Origin of the sequence: Neisseria sp. 19428wB4_WF04, from assembly GCF_015235335.1 — a bacterium.
In the GTDB taxonomy this organism is placed as follows: Bacteria; Pseudomonadota; Gammaproteobacteria; order Burkholderiales; family Neisseriaceae; genus Neisseria; species Neisseria musculi.
Window position 1 is genome coordinate 1 of sequence record NZ_JADGLG010000053.1, and the last position, 16,048, is coordinate 16,048.

14 protein-coding genes and 1 pseudogene are annotated in these 16,048 nt (G+C 55.7%); 3 read left to right on the forward strand and 12 right to left on the reverse strand.

What is annotated here, in order from left to right; all coding sequences use genetic code 11:
- From IR141_RS10150 to IR141_RS10160, 3 genes and pseudogenes are all read right to left on the reverse strand, one after another.
- Positions 1 to 116: pseudogene (locus IR141_RS10150) on the reverse strand (IS1595 family transposase); the annotation flags it as partial.
- A gap of 161 nt (positions 117 to 277) precedes the next feature.
- On the reverse strand, positions 278 to 1,114 hold the full coding sequence (gene serB / locus IR141_RS10155) for a phosphoserine phosphatase SerB (protein WP_135036829.1): 837 nt from the start codon (positions 1,112 to 1,114) through the stop codon (positions 278 to 280).
- Positions 1,115 to 1,218: 104 nt separating this feature from the next.
- On the reverse strand, positions 1,219 to 1,938 hold the full coding sequence (locus tag IR141_RS10160) for an SDR family oxidoreductase (RefSeq protein WP_135036795.1): 720 nt from the start codon (positions 1,936 to 1,938) through the stop codon (positions 1,219 to 1,221).
- Between IR141_RS10160 and IR141_RS10165 the strand changes: the two genes are divergently transcribed.
- Positions 1,937 to 2,125 (forward strand): hypothetical protein, encoded by a 189-nt coding sequence (locus IR141_RS10165; RefSeq protein WP_135036798.1) that lies wholly within the window; start codon positions 1,937 to 1,939, stop codon positions 2,123 to 2,125. The genes IR141_RS10160 and IR141_RS10165 overlap by 2 nt on opposite strands.
- Here the strand turns inward: IR141_RS10165 and hpnE are convergent.
- The 8 genes from hpnE to zwf all read right to left on the reverse strand — a co-directional run bounded on the left by hpnE (position 2,122) and on the right by zwf (position 12,114).
- The gene (gene hpnE / locus IR141_RS10170) at positions 2,122 to 3,450 is read right to left on the reverse strand and encodes a hydroxysqualene dehydroxylase HpnE (RefSeq protein WP_135036801.1); all 1,329 of its coding nucleotides are present in this window, start codon (positions 3,448 to 3,450) and stop codon (positions 2,122 to 2,124) included. The genes IR141_RS10165 and hpnE overlap by 4 nt on opposite strands.
- A complete protein-coding gene (gene hpnD, locus IR141_RS10175; RefSeq protein ID WP_135036804.1) occupies positions 3,447 to 4,298 on the reverse strand; it encodes a presqualene diphosphate synthase HpnD in 852 nt (283 codons plus the stop codon). The genes hpnE and hpnD overlap by 4 nt, the downstream gene beginning before the upstream one ends.
- Before the next feature lie 163 nt (positions 4,299 to 4,461).
- On the reverse strand, positions 4,462 to 5,682 hold the full coding sequence (locus IR141_RS10180) for a sugar MFS transporter (RefSeq protein ID WP_135036807.1): 1,221 nt from the start codon (positions 5,680 to 5,682) through the stop codon (positions 4,462 to 4,464).
- 183 nt (positions 5,683 to 5,865) lie between these two features.
- The gene (gene pgi / locus IR141_RS10185; RefSeq protein WP_135036810.1) at positions 5,866 to 7,527 is read right to left on the reverse strand and encodes a glucose-6-phosphate isomerase; all 1,662 of its coding nucleotides are present in this window, start codon (positions 7,525 to 7,527) and stop codon (positions 5,866 to 5,868) included.
- Positions 7,524 to 8,387, reverse strand: coding sequence for an SIS domain-containing protein (locus tag IR141_RS10190; protein WP_135036814.1), 864 nt, complete (start codon positions 8,385 to 8,387; stop codon positions 7,524 to 7,526). Before IR141_RS10190 ends, pgi begins: the two co-directional genes overlap by 4 nt.
- A gap of 158 nt (positions 8,388 to 8,545) precedes the next feature.
- Entirely contained in the window at positions 8,546 to 9,604 is a 1,059-nt protein-coding gene (locus IR141_RS10195) for a glucokinase (protein ID WP_135036817.1), read from the reverse strand.
- The gene (gene pgl, locus IR141_RS10200; protein WP_135036820.1) at positions 9,585 to 10,283 is read right to left on the reverse strand and encodes a 6-phosphogluconolactonase; all 699 of its coding nucleotides are present in this window, start codon (positions 10,281 to 10,283) and stop codon (positions 9,585 to 9,587) included. The genes IR141_RS10195 and pgl overlap by 20 nt, the downstream gene beginning before the upstream one ends.
- A 385-nt stretch (positions 10,284 to 10,668) precedes the next feature.
- Complete coding sequence (gene zwf, locus IR141_RS10205; RefSeq protein WP_135036823.1) at positions 10,669 to 12,114, reverse strand: glucose-6-phosphate dehydrogenase; 1,446 nt, start codon at positions 12,112 to 12,114, stop codon at positions 10,669 to 10,671.
- Between the two features lie 443 nt (positions 12,115 to 12,557).
- Here zwf and edd point away from each other — a divergent pair, with 443 nt between their 5' ends.
- Both edd and IR141_RS10215 read left to right on the forward strand, forming a co-directional pair.
- The gene (gene edd / locus IR141_RS10210; protein WP_194198393.1) at positions 12,558 to 14,387 is read left to right on the forward strand and encodes a phosphogluconate dehydratase; all 1,830 of its coding nucleotides are present in this window, start codon (positions 12,558 to 12,560) and stop codon (positions 14,385 to 14,387) included.
- A 123-nt stretch (positions 14,388 to 14,510) separates the two neighbouring features.
- A complete protein-coding gene (locus IR141_RS10215; protein WP_135036835.1) occupies positions 14,511 to 15,131 on the forward strand; it encodes a bifunctional 4-hydroxy-2-oxoglutarate aldolase/2-dehydro-3-deoxy-phosphogluconate aldolase in 621 nt (206 codons plus the stop codon).
- Between the two features lie 55 nt (positions 15,132 to 15,186).
- On the opposite strand, the gene IR141_RS14030 is transcribed toward IR141_RS10215, so the two are convergent.
- Positions 15,187 to 15,474, reverse strand: coding sequence for a transposase (locus tag IR141_RS14030; protein ID WP_187001609.1), 288 nt, complete (start codon positions 15,472 to 15,474; stop codon positions 15,187 to 15,189).
- Positions 15,475 to 16,048 lie beyond the last annotated feature (574 nt).

Here is a 16,048-nt window from a genome sequence, read left to right on the forward strand (position 1 = left end):
GTATTGGGCTGAATACCTAAGATATCGGCAGCAGAACGTGCGGTTACTTCCAATACAAAATATTCAAGCAGTTTTCTTTGCAGACTCTTCTTTAACTTACAGTGGGTTATCTTCATTTTGGCAGCCTGTCATGACTGCTAATCTACGTCAGCCCCAATTTAAAACAACCGTGTGTCGGTCGGGTGAAAAGCCGGCCTGTGCCTGCGTTGTTCCGTTTCAACCCAAATATGCCCGGGCAAGCCGGGAAACGGCGGAACCGGCGGATTTCGGCAGGCTGTTATCGGAACCAGCCGCGCACGGCTTCGAGGCCGCAGAAATTGATGCAGGCATCGGCGTGTTGCCGCACTTTCGGTTTGGCGCGGTAGGCGATGCCCGTGCCGGCTGCAAGCAGCATGGGGATATCGTTGGCACCATCGCCCACCGCCGCCACCTGATGTTCGGCCAGCCCCAGTTTTTCTCGGTATCCGGCCAATAAATCGGCTTTGGTTTGGGCATCAATGATGCTGCCGGTGAGTTTGCCGGTTAAGCGGCCGTCTGAAATTTCTAAAACATTGGCGTGGTGGTATTCAAACCCCAGCCGCTGTTGCAGGCGGCCGGTAAAAAAAGTGAAGCCGCCCGACACCAGTAAAAACGCCACACCGTGTTTTTTGCACTCGGCCAGCAGGTATCCCGCACCGGGCGAGAGCTGCAGCACTTGCTCATACACCTGCTGCAACACCTGTTCGCCCAAGCCGGTCAATAAGGCAACGCGCCGGCGCAGCGACTGCTCGAAATCCAATTCGCCGCGCATGGCCTGCCCGGTGATCTCCGCCACTTGTGTTTTGAGGCCGGCACCGGCAGCGATTTCGTCTATGCATTCGATGGTAATCAGGGTGGAATCCATATCGCTCACCATCAGCCCCAAATCGGAAAAGGCCGAATCGGGCAGCACGGCATGGTCGATGCGTTGGCGCTCCAGCGCGGCGGCGGCATTTTCAGGCAGCCTGAACGCTGCGGAAACGGGAATGCGTAACACGCTGCCGTTTATTTCGGCCGAAGGCAGTTGCAGGGCGTTTAAAACGCTCAAATCACATTGGGAAAGGACGGGGTGTTGGAGAACGAGTACGTGCGGCATCATGGTTTGGGGCAAGGGTTGGAAAGCAGGATTATAAAAGAAAACGTTGCGGCCGTCTGAAAGCGGGTGTTCAGACGGCCTCGGGTGCGGGCAAGATTATGGTGTTACAAATATACGATTTCGCCGGTGCGGCCTTTGCTCTCTTTGCTGCTCCACCAAACAAACTGCGGCATGATGTCTTCGTAGTTTTTGCGCTCGCTGCGGGCTTCGCCGGGGTGGGTTTTCATGCGCAGCGGCGAATTGACGGCGCCGGGCACCAATACATTGGCGCGCAGGTTGTCGAAGCGCGACCATTCATCGGCGGCCACTTTGCACAAATAGTTCAGCGCGGCTTTGGATGCGCCGAATCCGCCCCAATAGGCTTTGGGCGTTTCGCCGTGGCTCTCGCCCACGAAAACTACCGAAGCATCGGGCGATTCTTTCAGCATCGGAAAAAAGGCGCGGGTCAGGCCCATCGGAGCAACGGTGTTGATGCGGTATTGGTTCACCCATTCGGCCACGGTTTGGAAATCGAGCGGCGAGAGGGCGTAGAAATAGCCGGCGCAATGCACGATGCCGTCAAGACGGTTGCCGGTGGCTTCGGCAACGGTGGCGGCAAAGCGGTCAAACTCGGCTTCTTCGGCGGTGAGCAGGTCGAAGCAGATGGCAAACGGCTCGGGGCTGCCGGCGGCGGCAATGTCGTCATACACTTTTTCGAGCTTTTTCTGGTGGCGCGCGACCAGCACCACAGTAGCGCCGGCAGCGGCATAGGCTTTGGCCACTTGCTCGCCTATGCCCTGCGATGCGCCGGTTACCAAAATGATTTTGTCTTGCAGGGGTTTCATGCGGGATCCTTTTTCGTGGGGTGTTGCAGTATTTTTCAGACGGCCTGTGCCGGTTTGGGCAATCAGGCGTTGCAAAGGGGAGCAGGCCGCCGGCGGGCACACCGGTTATGCGTTCGATTCTTTTGGTGCAGCCGCCGGAATGCGCCCGCACAATCATCCATCAGGCCGTCTGAAAAACCAACATTAAAAAGCATTTTTGACGGCGCAGCAATCGGTGTAACACACATCGGCCGCGCTCAGGCCGGATTGCACGGCTGCCTCTAAGGTGGAAGGATAGCGCGGGTGCAGATAATCGCCTGCGGGATAGATGCGGCGGAGATGCAGCCACGATAAATCGGGCAGGGTGCGGGCAACGGTTGCGGCGGCGGCGGCGCGCTGCTCGGTAATCACACGCACGGCCAGCGGTTCGCCCAGATAGGGGCAGAGCGTTTTTAAATCGGCGTGCACGCGTGCCGCCCATTCTTCGGGTTTCAGACGGCCGATAAGGTCGGAGAGGCTGATAACGGCGGCGGTTTCGTTGGCGGGCAGGCCGAGCGTGCCGCGTTGGACAAACCATTGCGCCGTGCCTTCGGCCAGGCCGGTGAGCGGGGCGGGAAGGTGCACGGTTTCGGCGTAGCGCAGATAAACGGTGGTGATGGCGTGGTGGCGGACGGCGTTGAAAGCCGCCACCACGCTATCGGGCGTTTCAGACGGCATCAGCGCAGCGGCGTGGTAGGGGGCCACGGCGGGTATGGCGGCATCAAAGGCCTGCCCGTTCACCGCTACCCGTCCGTCCGGCAGGCCGGTCAGCCGCGCTGCGCGGGTTTCCAAATGCACGGCTGCGCCGTGTGCGGCAAGAAACGCCAGCGCGGGTTCGGCGATGATGCTGCCCAAATCCTGCTTGGGCAGCAGATAATCGCTGCCTGCTTTGCCCGACCATACGCCGTCTTGCAGCACATTGCACAGCATACGCAGGCTGGCGTGTTCAAGCGGGGTGTTGAGTGCACCCCACACTAAGGGCCGCCAAAACTGGATATTGAGTTTGCGCGAAATGTTGCGCTCGAGCAGCCATTGGGAAACCGCCATGTCGGGCAGGGGGGAGGCTTCTTGATATTGCTGCAAGGCATGCATGTCGTTGAGCAGCTTGGTTTTTTCGCCAAAGCGCAGGTTTTTGGCTTTGAGCAGGCCGAAAACGATATGCAGCGGGGCGGGAAGGGAGGCCGTCTGAAACTGCAGGCCGCCGGCTATGTGCCATTGCAGGGGCAACCGCAGAAAGGCGTTTTGCTCGGATACGCCGATTAACTGCATCAGCGCGAGTACGCCGTGATAAGCGCCGAGCATGATGTGTTGGCCGTTGTCGAGAAAGCTGAACCCGGCCTGCCCGCCTGCGAGCATGCGCGCCCGCCCGCCTGCCCGGCGGCCTGCTTCAAACAGGCTGATATCGGCACGGCCGGCCAGCCGCACGGCGGCAGAAAGGCCGGCCCAGCCTGCGCCGATAACGGCAATTTTCGGACGGTGTGCGGTGGGTTTCATGGGTTAAATCCGAACAGCCAGGTTTTCAGGGCAATGCGCTTTTTGCGCGGTGCGGGAATGGCGATTTTGTATTGCAAAACATGGCCGGCACCATCGCGCTCGATTTCGTTCAGCAAAGCAAAGTAAATGCTGGCCATCACCAGGCCGGCTTTTTGGTTTTTGCGCTCTTCGTGCGGCAGCAGTGCCACCGCTTCGCGGTAGGTTTGGCGGGCGCGCGTGATTTGAAATGCCATCAGTTCGGCAAATTCGGGCGTGGGCGTGCCTTGCAGAATGGTTTGTGCCGGCACGTTGAAGCGTTGCAGTTCTTCGGCGGGCAGATAAATGCGGCCGTTGCGCGCGTCTTCGCCCACATCGCGAATGATGTTGGTGAGTTGCAGGGCAAGCCCCATTTTGCCGGCGTAATCCAGCGTTTCGGGGCGGGAAAAGCCGAGGATGCGGGTAATCAGCCGCCCCACTACGCCGGCAACGCGGTAGCAGTAAAGCTGCAAATCTTCAAAGCGGCCGTAGCGGGCTTGTTCTAAATCCATCTGCATGCCGTTGATGATTTCTGCCAGCTCGTTATGCGGCAGGGAAAAATCGCGCGCTACGGTTTTCAGGGCTTGGCAGACGGGGTGTTCGGGCGTTTGGCCGTCTGAAAAAACTTTTTCCAAATCGGCACGCCACCAGTGGAGCGTGGTTAGGGCAACGCGGGAATCGGAGCAGCCGTCTGCCACATCATCAAGCTCGCGGCAGTAGGCGTATAAAACCGTCATCGCGTTTTGCTTGGGCTGCGGCAGAAAACGAAAGCCGGCCAAAAAGTTGGATTGGCTTTCGGCGGCTTTTCGGCGGCAATATTCAAGCGGCTGCACGGCGGTTCCTGACGGGTTGCTGAAACAGGGGATTGTATCGGGAAACAGGGGGGAGAACAATTTCAGAAGCGGTGTGCGGCGGTTTGGTTTGCCGGCCGGGGCACAGAAATGCCGTCTGAAATTTCAGACGGCATGTTGGGTTTCAAATCAGCAAGGTTTGCAATCAAGCGGTTTTCTCGTCTGCTTTATGCCCTTTGGCGGCAAAAAACAGAATATACAGATAACACAAAACGGGCACGAAAAACGATACCAACAGGCCGATGTTGTCGGCAAAGAAACCCTGCACCACCGGTACAATCGCGCCGCCTACAATGGCGGTGCAGATAATGCCTGAAGCCGCGCCGGTGAATTTGCCCAAGCCTTTGGTGGCCAGCGAGAAAATGGTGGGGAACATAATCGAGTTGAAAAAGCCGATCAGCAGCAGCGACCACATGGTGATGAAGCCGCCGCCCGCTATAATGGCAATGATGATGAGTGTGGTGGCGGCAACGGCGTTAAATGCCAGATATTTGCTGGGTTGGATTTTGTTCATCATGGCCGAGCCGATAAAGCGGCCGACCATTGCGCCGCCCCAGTAAACCGACAGATAAAACGCGCCGGTGGTGTGGCTCAGCCCTGCGGTTGCTTCCAGCACGTTAATCATCAGCGAACCGATGGCCACTTCGGCACCCACGTAGCAAAAAATGCCCAGTGCGCCCAAAACCATATGTTTGTATTGCCAAACGCTGGTTTTGCCGTCGTGGTTGTGTTCGGTTTCTTCTTCGGCGATTTTGCGCGCATCGGGCAGGTGGAGCATTTTCACCACCACTGCCAGCAGAATCAGAAAGCCGGCCAGCCCCAGATAGGGAATCTGCACCGAAGAGATGCGCTCGGCTTCGCTGGCGGTTGCATCCACGAAAATCAGCATGGCACCCAACGGCGGGGCAATCATGGTGGCCAGCGAGTTGAAGGCCTGAATCAGCGTGAGCGTGGCGGATTCTTTACCGGGCTTGGCCAGCAGGGTTACATAGGGGTTGCCTGCAACCTGAAGCAGCACGATGCCTGAAGCCAAAATGAACAATGCGCCCAAGAAAATCGGGTAAGAGTGGCTGCCGGCAGCAGGGTAAAACAGCAAACAGCCCACTGAGGCGATTAAAAAGCCGCCGATAACGCCGTTTTTATAGCCCAGTTTTTCCACCAGCTTGCCCATCGGAATCGACATCACGGCATAAGCGGCAAAAAAGCAAAACTGAATCAGCATTGCCTGGGTGTAGGAAAGTTTGAAAATTTCTTTTAAGTGGGGGATGAGAATATCGTTCATGCAGGTGATGAAGCCCATCATGAAAAATAGTGTGGTCAACACCGATAAGGCAAAGGTGTTGTTTTGCTGCGTTTGCTCTGACATATCATATCCTTGTTGCTTAAATCATGATTCTGAAAACTTCGGCAATTTTATTGTCGGCCCCTCTCTGAGGGCAGCCGATAATATCAATGCCGGAGAATAATGGATACTGTTATTTTACTACATCTGCATTTACTGCCCGTTGCAGAGGCCGTCTGAAAAAGGGTTTCAGACGGCCGGGTTGGTTCAGCAGCCTTCTGTTTTGCTGCAATTGGTATTGCGGTAAAGGCGGATCAGGCGCTCGGTCGAGCTGTCGTGCGGCTGCACGGCGGTTTTGCCGGTCAGCTCGTTTAAAATGGTTTTGGCAAGCTGTTTGCCCAGCTCCACGCCCCATTGGTCGAAGCTGTTGATGCCCCAAACCACGCCTTGAACGAAGGTTTTGTGTTCGTAGAGCGCAATCAGGCTGCCCATGTTGCGGGGGTTGATTTTAGTCATCAGAATGATGTTGCTGGGGCGGTTGCCCGAAAAGGTTTTGTGCGGCACCAAAGCCTCTGCTTCTTCGGCCGCCAAGCCTTGTGCCGTCAGCTCTGCACGCGCTTCCTCGGGCGTTTTGCCGCGCATAAAGGCCTCGGCCTGCGCAAACACGTTGGCCAATAGGATTTCATGGTGTCCGGGCAGATTGCTGCGTTTTTCGAGCGAGGCAATCAGATCGATGGGGGTGATGTGGGTGCCCTGATGCAAAAGCTGGAAAAAGGCGTGTTGGCCGTTGATGCCGGTTTCGCCCCAGATAATCGGCGCAGTTTCGTGTGCAACAGGCTGACCGTCAAGCGTAACCTGCTTGCCGTTGCTTTCCATATCCAGCTGCTGGATAAACTTGGGCAGGCGGTGCAGGTGTTGGTCGTAAGGGGCGATAACGTGGCTGCCGCCGCCGTAGTAGTTGATATACCAGATGCCGATCAGCGCCAGCAGCACCGGCATATTCTGCTCGAGAGGGGCATTGGCGAAGTGCTGGTCCATCAGGTGGGCGCCGTTGAGCATTTCGATAAAGTTTTCTTCACCCAAAAACAGCATAATCGGCAGGCCGATGGCCGACCACAGGCTGTAGCGGCCGCCCACCCAATCCCAAAATTCAAACATATTGGCGGTGTCGATGCCGAATTCGGATACCGCTTTTATGTTGGTGGAAACGGCGGCAAAATGTTTGGCAATCGCGGCTTCTTCACCGGCATGTTTCAAAAACCATTCGCGGGCGGTTAGGGCGTTGGTGAGCGTTTCTTGGGTGGTGAAGGTTTTGGAGGCAATGATGAACAGCGTGGTTTCGGGGTGCACTTTTTCCAACACATCTTGCAGTTGCGAGCCGTCCACATTGGAAACGAAGTGCATACGCAGGCGCGGATGACCGAAAGGCTTGAGCGCGGTGCACATCATCAGCGGGCCCAAATCGGAGCCGCCGATGCCGATATTGACCACATCGGTAATCACTTGGTTGGTGTAGCCCAGCCATTCTCCGCTGCGCACTTCGTGGGCAAACTCGCCCATGCGGTGCAGCACGTGGTTTACTTTGGGCATCACGTCTTCGCCGTCCACTTCGATGGGCGAGTTGGTACGGTTGCGCAGGGCAATATGAAGCGCGGCACGGTTTTCGGTTTCGTTGATTTTTTCGCCGTGGAACATTTGTTTGATGCGCTCGGGCAGGCCGGCTTCGCGCGCCAGTTTGAACAGCAGCTCGAGCGTTTCATCGGTGATGCGGTTTTTGGAATAGTCCAGCGTGATGCCGCCCACTTCGAGCCAGTAGCGTTGGGCGCGTTCGGGGTCTTGCTCGAACATTTCGCGCATATGCAGGCCTTTGGTGGCATCGAAATGTTTCCAAAGCTCCCGCCAAGAAGGTAAATCCTGTAAATGTTTCATGATTTTGGATCCTTGTCTTTATCGTATTCCAAATGTTTGCTGTGAATGCTGCGCTTGCTTTTTTGCAGTTGCAGGCTGGCGGTTTCGCCCAACCGCAGAGCCAGGCCGATGGCAAGAATGTCGATAACGGCCAATTGCAGCAGCCGCGAAACCATCGGTGTGTAGAGTTCTACATTTTCTTGGGCGGCAATGCTCAGCACGCAATCGGCAAGCTGCGCCAGAGGCGAGCCCGAACGGGTGATGGCAATCACCGCCGCGCCGTTTTCTTTGGCAATGCTTACTGCATCGAGCAGTTCGATAGAGGAGCCTGAATTGGAAATCACCACCAGCACATCGTGATTGCTCAGCACCGATGCCGCCATCAGCTGGATATGGGTGTCCACATAGGCCACAGTGGAAATGCCGAAACGGAAAAATTTATGCTGCGCATCTTGTGCCACGATACCCGAGTTGCCCACACCGTAAAATTCGATACGGCGGGCATGGGTGAGCAGGGCGATGGCGGCTTCCAACTCGTTTTCTTTCAAAAACCGGCGCGCGCCGAGTATGGAGGCAGCGGCATTGCCCAACACCTTTTCCACCACGCTGGCCATATCGTCGTCGGCATTGAGCTCTTCATGCACATAAGGCATGCCTTCGTGGCCGATGCTGGCCGACAAGGCCAGTTTGAATTCGGGCAGTCCTTTATAGCCCAGGCTGCGGCAGAAACGGATAACGGTGGGCTGGCTTACCGAGGCGCGCTCGGCGATTTCGGCTACGGCCGCGTGTACAAACCATTTGGGCTCGGCCAATGCCGATTCGGCTACTTTGCGCTCTGCGCCTGATAAACCGCTTAATGATTCGCTGATTTTGCTTAACATAGTGTGTTTTCCAAATAAATAATGTTTCCGGATAATTGTTCTTATTGAGGCTTATGGCTTTTCAGACGGCCTGTCGGGTTTGATAAGGCCGTCTGAAACAGCTTGTGTTTTTCTTATGTTGGTTCGATTGTTTGTTTCAATTTGCAGTTGGGCAACTTTTATTCTTTGGCTGCCCCATCGGCCACCCCGCCCAGTGCCGCTGTGTTGTTGCTGCAGCCCTTGAGATGGTTGGACAATGCCACCGCCGCGCCCTGAAGACCGGGGAATTTGCTCAGCACCACATAAACGGGAATCGCTGCCAGATAGGCATCGAAGCGTCCCTTGTTTTCAAAACGGCTGCGGAACGGCGAATATTTGAAATAGTCGATAAAGCGCGGAATGATGCCGCCGCACAGATACACGCCGCCGCCGGCGCCGAGCGTTAAGGCCAAGTTGGAGGCCACGGTGCCGAGCATGGCGCAGAAAATATCCAAGGCCAGGCGGCACAAAGGCGATGAACCGCTCAAGGCCTGCTCGCTGATTTCGGCGGGGGTGAGTTTTTGCGGCTTCACCCCTTCTTTGGTAGCCAGCGCTTCATAAATCAGCGTCAGGCCGGCGCCGCTTAAAAAGCGTTCGGCAGACACATGGCCGTATTTTTTCTTAGCAAACTGCCAGATCATCACTTCGGCATCGTCAAACGGCGGAAAGCTCACATGCCCGCCCTCGCCGGCCAGGGGCACCCAGCCTGCATTGCTTGGAATCAGGCCGCTCACGCCCAAGCCGGTTCCCGGCCCGATCACGGCTTTGGGCGCGTTGGGCAGGGGCCGGGTGCCGCCCACCTGCACCAAATCTTCCGGCAGCACCTGGGTAATCGCCAACGCCTGCGCAGTAAAGTCGTTGAGCATGATCAGGGTTTCCAAACCTAACGATTGGCGGGTGGTTTCGATGGAAAACGCCCAATGGTGGTTGGTCATCTGAACCCAGTCGCCGGTAATCGGATTGGCAATGGCAATGGCGGCGTGGCTGATTTTTGGGTTGTCTGCCCGGCGCAGATATTCTCTTGCCGCATCGATAATGGTATCGTAATCGTTGCAGGGCAGCACTTCGATTTTTTCAATCTGCTGCGGCGAAGTTTCCAGCGCGAAGCGGGCATTGGTGCCGCCTATATCGGCCACAAGGCGCGGCCATTGTGCAGATGTTTGGGGCGGGGCGGCTTTTTTATGCTGCGTAATAGACATGGCAGTTTACCTTTTCGTGGTTGATGATGTAGCTGACGGGGTAGGCTTTGTTGGGTGCGGCGGCGGCTTGGTCAAACACCGCTTTTTTTTCTGCGCCGCCGATGGCCAGAAACACGGCAGGGGTTTGCGCGATAGCAGCCAGCGTCATGCTCACGCGCTCGTGCGGCGCAGTAACGGGTGTGGTGTGCAGGAGCGGGGTCGGGTTATTTCTGTCCAAACCTTTATCGAGCTGCGGAGCTTGGGGGAACAGCGATGCGGTATGGCCGTCGCCGCCCATGCCCAACACCAGCACATCGGGCTGCCGATAGTGCTGCAAGGCCGTCTGAACCACGGTTTCGGGCTGCAAACCGGTTTCGGTTGTGCCGGCTTCCACCACGGGAATCCATTGTGCGGCGGCGGCTTGGTTTTGCAGCAGGTGCCGGCGCACCAGGCCGGTGTTGCTGTCGGCGTGGGTGGTGGGCACGATGCGCTCGTCTACCAGGGTGATGCCGATATTCTGCCAATCCAGATTTTTTTGCGACAAGGCCTCGAAAAAGGCGATGGGGGAGCGGCCGCCCGAAACGGCCAAAACGGCGCTGCCTTTTTTGTTCAGCGCGTGTTGCAGGGCAGCTTCTACCGCATCGGCCAATGCGGCAGAAGCCGCGGCTGCGTTTTCGTAAGAATGCCATTGATAAGCCATAAATTTTCTCCTGGTTCGGTTGTTATCCCCGGCTTTCAGACGGCCTGAGCCTGTTTTACGCTGCCGGGCGGCGCCGGTTTTACAGCCGGCGGCAAAAAAACAGTTGCTGCACACTATTGCGGGGCGTTTTTTGTTTCCGTTCTAATCCGCTTTATGCGGCGGCAGCGCTGCCGTGCTGTATGCCGGCGGCCTTGCACAGAAGGAGATGGCCTGCTGCCCGGCTCATTAAAGCGGGAAACGGCCGCAAAGCGGCAACCCTCAGATAATGTAATGCAGGCAGCACGATGCGGGCCGATGCCGTGGCGGTTTTCAAAAGGTGCCGGCCATACGGTTTTGTTTACGGCAGCTTTCATGCCGCGCAGGCTGCCGGCCGTCTGAAAAACATTTACTGCTCTTCGTGCCACTTGTCGCCGTTGCGTGCGAGCAGGTTGCGGGCAGCTTCGGGGCCCCATGAATCGGCGGGGTAGCCGTGCGGCGGGGTGGGGCTGTTTTCCCAGTTTTCCATAATCGGCATCACCCATTCCCAAGCGGCTTCCAACTCGTCGCGGCGGTTGAACAGCGCCAGCTTGCCGTTAATCACGTCCAACAGCAGCCGCTCGTAGGCTTCGGCGCGGCGGCCTTGTATCTCTTTGCCCATGTCCACGCTCAGGGCGGTGAGCTCCACTTTGTTGCCTGCACCCGGGGTTTTGACCTGGGTGTAGAGGCGTACCGACTCGGCGGGCTGCAATTCGATAACCAAACGGTTGGGCGCGGCTTGGCTGTTTTCAAAAATATGCCGGGGCAGGTCGCGGAAGTTCAACACGATTTCGGCCACTTTGCCGGTTAAACGCTTGCCAGTGCGCAGATAAAACGGCACGCCTGCCCAGCGCTCGTTGTTGATTTCGGCCTTGATGGCCACATAGGTTTCGGTGCGGCTGCCGGCGGGCACGTTACGCTCCTGCAGATAGCCGTTCATGCCTTTGCTTTCGGTGTATTGCGCGCGCACCACATCGGTATCTACATCAGCATAAGTGAGTGGCTTGAGCGATTTGATAACTTTCAGTTTTTCATCGCGCACATCATCGGCATCGAGGCTTTTGGGCACTTCCATCGCGGTCATACACAGCATCTGCATCAGGTGGTTCTGCACCATATCGCGCAAGGCACCGGTGATGTCGTAAAACTCGCCGCGCTCTTCAACGCCCAACTGCTCGGCAATGGTGAGCTGCACGCTTTTCACATATTTGTTGTTCCACAGCGGTTCGAACACAAGATTGGCAAAACGCAGCGCCAGCAGGTTTTGCAGGGCTTCTTTGCCCAGATAGTGATCGATGCGGTAAACCTGCTCTTCTTGGAAATAGCGTGCTACATCGGTGTTGATTTCTTGGGAGGATTTCAAATCGGTACCCAGCGGTTTCTCAAGCACGATGCGTACATTGCTGCCGTTTAAGCCCACGTTGGCCAGCTCGGCGCAGGCAGGGGCAAAAAATTTCGGCGCGGTAGAGAGATAAATGACCACGTTGTCGGTTTCCCGGCGTGCTTTCACGGCTTCGGCCAAGGCTTTGAAATCTTCGGGCCGGGTTACATCTACAGTCAGATAGTGTATGCGCTTGATAAAAGAAGCCCACGCCTCTTCACTGAAATTCTGTTTGATGTGGATTTTGGAATCGGAGTCTACTTTTTCGAGAAAGCCTGCGGTATCCAATTCGCTGCGGCTCACTCCCAAAATACGGCCCGCGGGGTGGAGCAGGCCGGCAACGTGGGCCTGATAGAGGCAGGGCAGCAGTTTGCGCATGGCCAAATCTCCGGTTGCGCCAAACAGCACCAAGTCAAAATTTGTTTGCTTATCCATCGTTTTTTCTTTCATCAAAGTTGATTTGCCTATTCTTGGAAAACCGGTGCTGCCGCCGGCTCCGGCCTGCTCTGTACAAAATGGCAGCCATCATAATACGGATATACGGGCTTGTAATTACATATGGAAACCTGCTGCCACCGCCTGAAACCCAGTAGCAATCCTACACAGCGCTACACGTTTTGTCTATGCTGTTTTAAATAAAAACAGAGCAGGTTAAACCTAACCGCCCGTCCTGAATGCTATTTTGTTACAGAACCGCGAAACAAAATTTGACATAGTTCAAGCATTATTCTGTAACTTAACTACAAACTGTATTATAATCCAATAAAGGCTTTTCAGACGGCCTCTGCCGTTTGCAATCAAACCCAGCCGCACAACAACTTTACACATCTCATTTGAAGAAACACCGCCGACCACTACCACGAAAGGCAGGCCGCATCATGACCGAAATCCATCCCAAACTTGCCGCCGTCACAGAGCGCATCACCGAACGCAGCCGCCCCACGAGGGAAGCTTATTTGATGCGTATCCGCGCACTCAGGCAGCAGGGGCGTGTCGAGCGCGACCAATTGGGCTGCTCCAATCTGGCACACGGCTATGCTGCCATGCCCAAAACCATCAAAATCGAAATGCTCAAACACAATATTCCCAATTTGGGCATGATTACTGCTTATAACGATATGGTTTCCGCCCACCAGCCGTTTGCCGAATTTCCCGCATGGATTAAAGACGAAGCGCAAAAACACGGCGCAACCGCCCAAGTGGCCGGCGGCACGCCTGCCATGTGTGACGGCATCACCCAAGGCTATGAAGGCATGGAGCTTTCACTGTTTTCGCGCGATGTGATTGCCATGAGCACCGCAATCGGCCTGTCGCACCAAATGTTTGACGGCGCACTGTTTTTCGGGGTATGCGACAAAATCGTGCCCGGCTTGGTGATGGGGGCGCTCAGCTGCGGCCATATTCCCGGAATTTTCGTGCCCGCAGGGCCGATGACCAGCGGCATCGGCAACAAAGAAAAAGCCCGCACCCGCCAATTGTTTGCAGAAGGCAAAGTCGGCCGCGATGCGCTGCTCGAAAGCGAAATGGGCTCTTACCACAGCCCCGGCACCTGCACTTTTTACGGCACCGCCAACTCCAATCAGATGATGATGGAAATGATGGGGCTGCACCTGCCCGCCGCCGCCTTTTTCAACCCCTACACTCCGATGCGCGAAGCGCTCACCCGCCACGCTGCCGCCCATTTGGCCGAAAGCATCAAAAACCAAACCGCCAAGCCCATAGGCGAAATGTTGAATGAAAAATCGTTTGTCAATGCCGTTATCGGCCTGATGGCCACCGGCGGCTCCACCAACCACACCATGCACCTGGTGGCCATGGCGCGTACGGCCGGCATCATTCTCAATTGGGACGATTTCGATGAAATCTCTTCGATTGTGCCGCTGCTGATCCGCGTTTATCCCAACGGTCAGGCCGATGTCAATCATTTCGCCGCCACCGGCGGCCTGCCGTTTGTGATTCGCGAGCTGCGCAACAACGGCCTGCTGCACGATGATGTGGAAACCGTGGTCGGATACGGCATGGAGGCCTACACCAAAGAGCCGTTTCTGATTGAGGGCAAACTCGAATGGCGCGATGCCGTGGCCGAAAGCCGCAACGAAGATATTCTGCGTCCGTTTTCCCGCCCGTTTTCACCCGATGGCGGCCTGCGCCTGATGAAGGGCAACATCGGCCGCGGCGTGATTAAAGTGTCTGCCGTGAAAGACAGCCAGCGCGTTATCGAAGCCCCTGCCATTGTGTTCAACGACCAAAAAGAAGTGTTGGCTGCATTCGAGCGCGGCGAGTTGGAGCGCGATTTCGTGTGTGTGGTGCGCTTTCAAGGGCCGCGCGCCAACGGTATGCCGGAATTGCACAAACTCACCCCGCCCTTGGCGATTCTGCTGGATCGCGGCTTCAAAGTGGCTTTGGTTACCGATGGGCGCATGTCGGGCGCATCAGGCAAAGTACCGGCCTCTATCCACATGAGCCCCGAAGCCCTACTCGGCGGCGGTATCGGCAAAATCCGCACCGGCGACTTAATCCGCTTCGATTCCGTTACCGGCGAACTTACCGCACTGGTCGATGAAAAAGAATGGGCTGCGCGCGAAACCCCCGAACACGATTTGAGCAACAACCATTACGGCGTAGGCCGCGAGCTGTTCGCAGGCTTCCGCAGCATCACCGGCAGCGCCGAAACCGGCGCCGTCAGCTTGGGAGGCAGCTTCGCCTGAGTTTTGCCTGCCGACACCGCAAGGCCGTCTGAAGCAGCTGCCTTATGCGGTTTCTATGCCTTTCAGACGGCCTCTGCCAACATGGGCCGTCTGAAAAAATTTACCACCTTTCGGAGCAATTTCATGAATCCACGCGATATTCTTTCTGCCGGTGCAGTCGTTCCCGTGATGTCCATCGACAACATCGACACAGCCGTTGATCTGGCGAACGCCTTGGTTGAGGGCGGCATTCCCACTCTCGAAATCACCCTGCGCACCGAACACGGCCTCAAAGCCATCGAACTGATTAAAAAAGAAGTAAAAGGCGCCATTGTCGGCGCAGGCACCGTAACCAACCCCGACCAACTCAAAGCCGTTGAAGACGCAGGCGCACAGTTTGCCATCAGCCCCGGCCTGCATCAATCGCTGGCAAAAGCCGCAGGCAGCAGCGGAATCCCATTGATTCCCGGGGTGGCCACGCCCGGCGAAGTACAACTCGCCCTCGAGTACGGCATCGACACCTTGAAACTGTTTCCCGCCGAAGTGGTGGGCGGCAAAGCCATGCTCAAAGCCCTCTACGGCCCCTATGCCCACGTACGCTTCTGCCCCACCGGCGGCATCACTCCCGAAACCGCTCCCGAATATCTCAAACTGCCCAACGTATTGTGCGTAGGAGGCACTTGGCTCACACCCAAAACAGCCGTAGCAAACAAAGATTGGGCAACCATCACCCGCTTGGCTCAAGAAGCATCAACATTGAAATAAACACAGTTATCTTTAAAATCAAAGGCCGTCTGAAAACTTTCAGACAGCCTTTGATTTAATTAATAAAAACTTCGTATCGTAATAGTGTACCCGTAAAACCTTCCCTATCAGGTAAAACTTTCCGTAAATGCTTTTTAATATCTGCCCATGCCTTCTCAATCAGATTAAGCTCCTCGGGCAGACAAGGTGCAGACAGCAAAGCTTTGTACCTCTGTTTCTCCGCCGTTTCCGCCAAAACAGTCACGTGGTGGAAACTTATATTATCCATAATAATGATGGATTTTTCCATTAATTCGGGTAGCAGTATGTGTTCAAACCATGCCTCAAACAGACTGCCCTTTATGGCTCCACAATAGGCCTATGAGCGCAATAAAGCCGCTTTTTTCGTGGATGTATGCGGCAACCAACGAGACACACCTGTGTTTTCTTCTACTGGCTTCTGCTTTGTCGGGTACGCCTTTTCCGAATAGGCCAAGGGGCGGTAGAAAACACTAAATCAGTCCAAAAACCTTATCAAGATTGAATCTTGGTTTGTGGCGTTAGACAGTATCGGACATAAAAAACAGCCCCGAAATGAGCCCCCAAAAAAAACTGAACAGCTTAACCAATCGACTCCTAAGGCCTGGATTCTGTATGCCACAATACTCAATCTTTTTCATTCCAATTAATCCTATTATGGTTGTAGTAACGGCTAGATTTGTGCAAATCAGCACCTTCAGCGCGTTGAGAAATTCGGCAGGGTAGGGTGTATCAGGATACAGCGTGTGCAGTTTGAATTGGAGAACGGTGCTACCGGCAGTGCAAAAATGACCACCTGACGGCAGTCAGAAATTGACCATCCTGACTTAAAAAACAAAGGCTGCTTTCATGTTGAATCAGGAGACGGTTGCGGCCATCAAAGCGCTCAAACAGCAAGG

Bases quoted from the DNA above. Each gene is read 5' to 3' on its own strand.
- serB (WP_135036829.1), bottom strand. From the start codon at position 1,114: ATGCCGCACGTACTCGTTCTCCAACACCCCGTCCTTTCCCAATGTGAT.
- IR141_RS10165 (WP_135036798.1), top strand. From the start codon at position 1,937: ATGCGGGATCCTTTTTCGTGGGGTGTTGCAGTATTTTTCAGACGGCCT.
- IR141_RS10160 (WP_135036795.1), bottom strand. From the start codon at position 1,938: ATGAAACCCCTGCAAGACAAAATCATTTTGGTAACCGGCGCATCGCAG.
- hpnE (WP_135036801.1), bottom strand. From the start codon at position 3,450: ATGAAACCCACCGCACACCGTCCGAAAATTGCCGTTATCGGCGCAGGC.
- IR141_RS10180 (WP_135036807.1), bottom strand. From the start codon at position 5,682: ATGTCAGAGCAAACGCAGCAAAACAACACCTTTGCCTTATCGGTGTTG.
- pgi (WP_135036810.1), bottom strand. From the start codon at position 7,527: ATGAAACATTTACAGGATTTACCTTCTTGGCGGGAGCTTTGGAAACAT.
- IR141_RS10190 (WP_135036814.1), bottom strand. From the start codon at position 8,387: ATGTTAAGCAAAATCAGCGAATCATTAAGCGGTTTATCAGGCGCAGAG.
- IR141_RS10195 (WP_135036817.1), bottom strand. From the start codon at position 9,604: ATGTCTATTACGCAGCATAAAAAAGCCGCCCCGCCCCAAACATCTGCA.
- pgl (WP_135036820.1), bottom strand. From the start codon at position 10,283: ATGGCTTATCAATGGCATTCTTACGAAAACGCAGCCGCGGCTTCTGCC.
- zwf (WP_135036823.1), bottom strand. From the start codon at position 12,114: ATGGATAAGCAAACAAATTTTGACTTGGTGCTGTTTGGCGCAACCGGA.
- edd (WP_194198393.1), top strand. From the start codon at position 12,558: ATGACCGAAATCCATCCCAAACTTGCCGCCGTCACAGAGCGCATCACC.
- IR141_RS10215 (WP_135036835.1), top strand. From the start codon at position 14,511: ATGAATCCACGCGATATTCTTTCTGCCGGTGCAGTCGTTCCCGTGATG.